Origin of the sequence: Methylobacterium tarhaniae (assembly GCF_001043955.1) — a bacterium.
Classification (GTDB): domain Bacteria; phylum Pseudomonadota; class Alphaproteobacteria; order Rhizobiales; family Beijerinckiaceae; genus Methylobacterium; species Methylobacterium tarhaniae.
Map to the genome: position 1 here is coordinate 1 of NZ_LABZ01000304.1, position 4,211 is coordinate 4,211.

3 protein-coding genes are annotated in these 4,211 nt (G+C 70.8%); 2 read left to right on the forward strand and 1 reads right to left on the reverse strand.

The annotated features are described in order from the left end of the window. Positions 1–407 precede the first annotated feature (407 nt). On the reverse strand, positions 408–1,343 hold the full coding sequence (locus VQ03_RS29230; protein ID WP_048454442.1) for a 2-hydroxyacid dehydrogenase: 936 nt from the start codon (positions 1,341–1,343) through the stop codon (positions 408–410). Between the two features lie 370 nt (positions 1,344–1,713). On the opposite strand from VQ03_RS29230, the gene VQ03_RS29235 reads away from it, so the two are divergent. Both VQ03_RS29235 and VQ03_RS29240 read left to right on the forward strand, forming a co-directional pair. Next, complete coding sequence (locus tag VQ03_RS29235; protein ID WP_048454443.1) at positions 1,714–2,382, forward strand: haloacid dehalogenase type II; 669 nt, start codon at positions 1,714–1,716, stop codon at positions 2,380–2,382. Between the two features lie 137 nt (positions 2,383–2,519). Then, positions 2,520–3,980 carry an NAD-dependent succinate-semialdehyde dehydrogenase gene (locus VQ03_RS29240; protein ID WP_048454444.1) on the forward strand — a complete coding sequence of 487 codons (1,461 nt, stop codon included), beginning with the start codon at positions 2,520–2,522 and terminating at the stop codon, positions 3,978–3,980. Positions 3,981–4,211: the final 231 nt, after the last annotated feature.

A 4,211-nucleotide genomic window follows, 5' to 3' on the forward strand; every position in this document is an offset into this window, starting at 1 on the left:
ACGATCGTGTGAGCACCGAAACGTCAGACCAGCATCATCCTACTCACGACCGGCTTCGAAGAAACCGACCCGCAGGGACGACGCCGTCCACGCTTCTCTTTCTCAGATGAACTTGTCAAAGAGCCGATCGGGCTGGAGCCAGATCTCATGCCTGAGAGAACGGAAAGCCGCGCCGGGTTGCCCTGGCCCTTGCTTCATCGTCTCTCGGGAAGTCCTGCGAGGCAGGCCGTTTGCTCGGCGCCCCGTCGGTGAGCGGCTGTCTAAGGGTAGCCGGCTCGCCTGTCAACACGGGCGGAACCCGAAGGCTTTCGGACGCGCCGAGGGGGGGGAGGGCAGGGGGACTGCCCGGCCCCGGCTGTCAGCATGCTTGAGCTGGGTAGGTCGCCACCGCTTTCACGCGGAGCGCATCAATATCCGTGTGCGCGGTCGACGGCGTGCGGGATCGGCTCGCCGCGCAGATGGGCGCGTACGCCCCGGATCACCTGGCGGGCGGCGCCTGCCGGCTGGGTCGCGCTCGCCACGTGCGGCGTCGCCATGATCAGGGGATGCGCGAGGAGCGGGTGGTCGGCCGCCGGCGGTTCCGTTGCCAGCACGTCGAGGACGGCGCCCGAGAGCCGGCCGCCGTCGAGGGCCGCGAGCAGGTCGCCCTCCTCCAGGTGGCCGCCGCGACCGGCATTCACCAGGCCGGCGCCTGCGGGGAGGCGGGCGAAGAGGTCGCGGTTCAGGAGGCCCCGCGTCGCCGGGGTGAGCGGCAGCAGGCAGACCAGGATGTCGGTGCCGGACAGGAAGGCGCCGAGTTGATCCTCGCCCGCGAAGGTCTCGATCCCGTCGAGCGTCTTCGGCGAGGCACTCCAGCCGCGGACCGGGAAGCCGAACCCGGTCACGGCCCGCGCCGCCGCCTGGCCGAGCACGCCGAGGCCCATGATGCCGACCCGCCGGTCCGCCGCCGGCCGCACCGGCTTCGGGGTCCAGCGCCCGGCGGCCTGCTCGGTCCGATAGAAGGGCAGGTCGCGGTGGAGCGCCAGCACCGCCATGACCACGTACTCGACCATCGAGGCGGTGAGGTTCGGATCGACCATCCGCACCACCTGCACCGTGTGCGGCAAGTCGTGGACGGGCAAGTGGTCGATGCCGGCGCCGATGCAGAACAGGGCTTCCAGCCGCGGCATCGCGCGGGCGAGGTCCGGCGGCGGAGTCCAGGCGACGAGGTAGGGCGCCTGCGCCGCCTCACCCTCGGGCGTCCAGTCGACGAGGCGCAGGTCCGGGGCCTCCCGGGCGAAGATGTCGTGCCAGACGGCGCCGCGGACCGGATCCGACTTGTAGGCGATGAGGGGCGTGGTCATGAAGGCCTCGGAGCGCGTGGAGCGGGACGGAGCGAGGTCGGCGGTGCGCCCCGACCATCGGGACGGCCGCGCCGATCGGCGCAACGTTACCCGCGCGCGATGCGTGGAAGACGCGGAATGCCGCGCGGGCCGCAGGCCGAATCGCCGCGAGACGTCAGCCCTTGGCAGCAGAGGCTGCTGCGGCGCGCGCCGTCCGGGAATCGCGGCCCGCGCGCCAGCCGCGGCACCGAACCGCGCCCTCCGGCATGACCTGCCGTGAGACGGGGATGAAAGCGCAGGATCGCGCCCTCGAAGGCCGGCACAACGGCGTTCCGCGACCGTCCCCACGCCGTAGTGTTTCCTAACGGCCGAACACTGCAGGGAGATCCCGATGGTCCGCCTCACCCCTAAATACATCACCTTCGATTGCTACGGCACGCTGATCTATTTCGAGATGGCGCCGGTCGCCCGCCGCCTCTACGCCGACCGGGTGTCGGCGGAGCGGATGGACGCCTTCGTGGACGATTTCTCCGCCTACCGCCTCGACGAGGTGCTGGGCCCGTGGAAGCCCTACAAGGACGTGGTCGCCAACGCGCTCATCCGCACCTGCACGCTCAACGGCATCGAGTACCGCGACAGCGACGCCGACGCGGTCTACGCTGCGGTGCCGACCTGGGGCCCGCATCCGGACGTGGTCGAGGGACTGGCCAAGGTTGCCAAGGAATTCCCTCTGGTGATCCTGTCGAACTCGATGAAGGACCTGATCCCGCATTCCGTCGCCAAGCTCGGCGCGCCGTTCCACGCCGCCTACACCGCGGAAGAGGCCCAGGCCTACAAGCCGCGCATGCAGGCCTTCGAGTACATGTTCGACCAGCTCGGCTGCGGCCCCGAGGACGTGCTGCACTGCTCGTCGAGCTTCCGCTACGACCTGATGACCGCGCACGACCTGCGCATCACCAACAAGGTGTGGGTCAATCGCGGCCACGAGCCGGCCAACCCCTATTACGGCTACCATGAGATCAAGGACATTCGCGGCCTGCCGGGCCTGCTCGGCCTGTGAGGGCGGGCGCCGCATCCATGCCGTGATCCGTCCGGCCTCCACGATCCGGCCCCGGCGGGGTCGCGGAGACCGGACGATCGGGGATCGAGGGCGGCGCGTCCCGATCCACCCCTGACCTGACGCCCCGAGGACGACCCATGTTCACCAAGGACCGCCTGCGAGACCCCGCGCTCCTGCGCTTCCAGGCCTTCATCGCCGGAGAGTGGCGCGATGCGGAATCCGGCGGCAGCTTAGCCGTGACCGACCCGGCGACGGGAGAGACCCTCGGCACCGTACCGGATTGCGGCGGGACGGAGACCCGGGCGGCGATCATGGCGGCGCAGGCCGCTTTTCCGGCCTGGCGCCGCACGCCGCCGGCGGAACGGGCCGCGATCCTCGAGCGCTGGAACGCCCTGATCCTCGAGAATGCCGACGACCTGGCGGCGATCATGACCGCCGAGCAGGGCAAGCCGCTGGCGGAGGCCCGCGGCGAGGTCGCCTACGGGGCGAGCTTCGTGAAGTGGTTCGCCGAGGAGGCACGCCGCATCACCGGCGACGTGTTCACCGCGCCGGTCGGCGATCGCCGGGTGCTGGTGCTCAAGGAGCCGGTCGGCGTCTGCGCGGCGATCACGCCGTGGAACTTCCCGATCGCGATGATCACCCGCAAGGTGGCGCCGGCCTTCGCCGCCGGCTGCCCGATCGTGGTCAAGCCCGCCGACCTGACGCCGTTCTCGGCCCTGGCACTCGCGGTGCTGGCCGAGCGGGCCGGGGTGCCGAAGGGCGTGTTCAGCGTCGTCACCGGCCAGGCCGCGCCGATCGGCGCCGAGATGACCGGCAGCGAGACCGTGCGCAAGCTGTCCTTCACCGGCTCGACCGCGGTCGGGCGGCTGCTGATGGCGCAGTCGGCCCCGACCATCAAGCGGCTGAGCCTGGAGCTCGGCGGCAACGCGCCGTTCATCGTGTTCGACGACGCCGATCTCGACCAGGCGGTCGCCGGCGTGATGGCGTCGAAGTTCCGCAATGCCGGCCAGACCTGCGTCTGCGCCAACCGCATCCTGGTACAGGACGGCATCCACGACCGCTTCGCCGCGCGCCTCGCGGAAGCCGCCGCCACGCTCACCCTCGGCAACGGCTTCACCCCCGGCGTCACCGTCGGACCGCTGATCAACGATGCAGCCGCCGCCAAGGTGACCGCCCATCTCGACGACGCGCTCGCCAACGGCGCCCGTCTGGTGTCGGGCGATCGGGACGCCATGCGCGGCCGCTTCGTGCCGCCGCTGGTGCTGACCGGGGCCGATACGGGCATGCGTCTCGCCGTCGAGGAGACCTTCGGGCCGCTCGCTCCGCTGATGCGCTTCTCCCGCGAGGAGGACGCGGTCGCGATCGCCAACGCGACGCCGTTCGGCCTCGCCTCGTACTTCTACACCTCCGACATCCGCCGGGCCTGGCGGGTCGGCGAGGCGCTGGAATTCGGCATGGTCGGGCTCAATACCGGCACGGTCTCGATGGAGGCGGCACCCTTCGGCGGCGTCAAGCAGTCCGGGCTCGGCCGCGAGGGCTCAGCCTACGGCATCGACGAATATCTGGAGCTGAAATCGCTCCACATGGGCGGCCTCTGAGCGCTTTCCTCCGTCCGGACGCCCCCGACTCGTCCACCTCATACGGAAACCCGGCTCGATGACGTACCCGGCCACGGCCCCGGCGGACACCACCGCGATGACGATCCGCCCCATGACCGAATCCGACATCGAGGCGGCGCACGGGCTCTCGGGCGAGGTGCGCTGGCCGCACCGGGCCGACGACTGGCGCCTGATGCTCGAGGTCGGCCACGGTCTCGTCGCCACCGACGA